Origin of the sequence: Kocuria sp. CPCC 205231, assembly GCF_040980965.1 — a bacterium.
In the GTDB taxonomy this organism is placed as follows: domain Bacteria; phylum Actinomycetota; class Actinomycetes; order Actinomycetales; family Micrococcaceae; genus Kocuria; species Kocuria rosea.
Genome location: NZ_JAVKPP010000073.1, coordinates 1 through 739, shown reverse-complemented (window position 1 = coordinate 739; position 739 = coordinate 1). Strand labels below are relative to the sequence as shown.

Below are 739 nucleotides of genomic sequence, written 5' to 3'. Positions count from 1 at the left end.
CGAGGCACTGGCATCTGCTGTCACGGAGCCGTCCGCGGCGACGATCAGTCGCGTCTCCGGCTCGGTCACCGAGGCCGGGTCGATGGCCGTCAGTTTGACCGGTCGCCCCAGGTCATCGGCGATGGAGACGACGTGGGCGATGGCTGCCGGCATCGAGGCGAACTCGTAGGGGACCCGGTCGATCGTCACCTCCACGCTGTCGTCGGCGGCGATCCTGGCCGTGCAGACCGGCCGCTCCAGTGCCTGAGCCATGGTGCTCTCCCTACTCCTCGTTCGTGTGCGCCCCGTCATTGTCGGTGGAATGGGGGACGTTGTACTGAGAGCGAAGGTGTTCCTTGATGTCGTCACGCAGGATCAGCCAGGTCTTGCCGAGCTTGATCGCCGGCACGATGCCGTCGCGCAACCAGCGGTAGGTGATGGTGCGATCACCGAGTCCGAGCACCTGCGCGAGCTGGTCGACGGTCAGCCGCTCGGGCAGGCCCTCGAAGAGCCGGTCCAGCGCGTCAGACACGACGATCACCTGCGCCCTCATACTGGGCACTGTACACAGTCATACTCATTTGTTGTCTAGTGTTGTTCAACATTGCTAATCCTCTCTCAGTGTTGTCTAATGCACATAGGGTCCAGTCTATTGGAGGCCCTGCAAGCGAGGAGGTGTGATGGACAACCGTTGGGCTGAGTTGGTATCGCCCTCCACCCAGGAGCAGACCCGCCCGATCTTCGAAGACGTCCCCGAGGA

General features: G+C 62.9%; 2 protein-coding genes. Both read right to left on the bottom strand.

What is annotated here, in order from left to right; all coding sequences use genetic code 11:
- Window positions 1-252, bottom strand: a 252-nt coding sequence (locus RF640_RS18920; RefSeq protein ID WP_368828664.1) for a hypothetical protein, incomplete at its 3' end; no start/stop codon positions are given.
- A gap of 10 nt (window positions 253-262) precedes the next feature.
- A complete protein-coding gene (locus tag RF640_RS18915; protein ID WP_095651506.1) occupies window positions 263-532 on the bottom strand; it encodes a helix-turn-helix domain-containing protein in 270 nt (89 codons plus the stop codon).
- Window positions 533-739: the final 207 nt, after the last annotated feature.

What these genes read in the sequence shown, in the direction of transcription:
- RF640_RS18915 (WP_095651506.1), bottom strand. Translation starts at nt 532, where the DNA reads ATGAGGGCGCAGGTGATCGTCGTGTCTGACGCGCTGGACCGGCTCTTC.